The 1446-nt window shown below is 41.0% G+C and carries 1 protein-coding gene; it reads right to left on the reverse strand.

The annotated features are described in order from the left end of the window. The coding region (locus G9Q29_RS14800) for an MBG domain-containing protein (RefSeq protein ID WP_225872954.1) at positions 1–1446 on the reverse strand (1446 nt) is incomplete at both ends.

Here is a 1446-nt window from a genome sequence, read left to right on the forward strand (position 1 = left end):
GTCATAGTTAGGATTACTACCTAAAGTCACTACGATTGGGTAAGCACCTACGTTAGAGAACTGCGTAGCAGAAGTTGCAAGGGTATAGTTAATCGTATCTCCGTTTACAGCACCAGTCACCACAGCTGTAAGAGCAGGGTTAAGATCACCGTAAACTTTTGTTTTATCATCAGCAGTAACGACTACATCAATAGCTTTAGGCGTAACTGTTAAAGTTCCGTTTACAGCAGTAACGTCATAGTTAGGATTACTACCTAAAGTCACTACGATAGGGTAAGTACCTACGTTAGAGAACTGCGTAGCAGAAGTTGCTAGGGTATAGTTAATCGTATCTCCATTTACAGCACCAGTCACCACGGCTGTTAAAGCAGGGTTAGCCTCACCGTAAACTTTTGTTTTATCATCAGCAGTAACGACTACATCAATAGCTTTAGGCGTAACTGTCAAAGTACCATTTACAGCAGTAACGTCATAGTTAGGATTACTACCTAAAGTCACTACGATTGGGTAAGCACCTACGTTAGAGAACTGCGTAGCAGAAGTTGCAAGGGTATAGTTAATCGTATCTCCGTTTACAGCACCAGTCACCACGGCAGTTAAAGCAGGGTTAAGATCACCGTATACTTTTGTTTTATCATCAGCAGTAACTAGAACATCTACTTGTTTTGGAGTTACTGTCAAAGTTCCGTTTACAGCAGTAATGTTATAGTTAGGATTACTACCTAAAGTCACCACGATTGGGTAAGAACCTACGTTAGAGAACTGTGTAGCAGAAGTTGCAAGAGTGTAGTTAATCGTATCTCCGTTTACAGCACCAGTCACCACGGCTGTTAGAGCAGGGTTAAGATCACCGTAAACTTTCGTTTTATCATCAGCAGTAACGACTACATCAATAGCTTTAGGCGTAACAGTCAAAGTTCCGTTTACAGCAGTAACGTCATAGTTAGGATTACTACCTAAAGTCACTACGATTGGGTAAGCACCTACGTTAGAGAACTGCGTAGCAGAAGTTGCAAGAGTATAGTTAATCGTATCTCCGTTTACAGCACCAGTCACCACAGCTGTTAGAGCAGGGTTAAGATCACCGTAAACTTTTGTTTTATCATCAGCAGTAACGACTACATCAATAGCTTTAGGCGTAACTGTCAAAGTTCCGTTTACAGCAGTAACGTCATAGTTAGGATTAGTACCTAAAGTAACTACGATTGGATAAGCACCTACGTTAGAGAACTGCGTAGCAGAAGTTGCAAGAGTGTAGTTAATCGTATCTCCGTTTACAGCACCAGTCACCACAGCTGTTAAAGCAGGATTAAGATCACCGTATACTTTCGTTTTATCATCAGCAGTAACGAGAACATCAATAGCTTTTGGAGTTACAGTCAAAGTACCATTTACAGCAGTAACGTCATAGTTAGGATTACTACCTAAAGTCACTACGATTGGGTA

This window comes from Flavobacterium turcicum, assembly GCF_011365745.1.
Classification (GTDB): domain Bacteria; phylum Bacteroidota; class Bacteroidia; order Flavobacteriales; family Flavobacteriaceae; genus Flavobacterium; species Flavobacterium turcicum.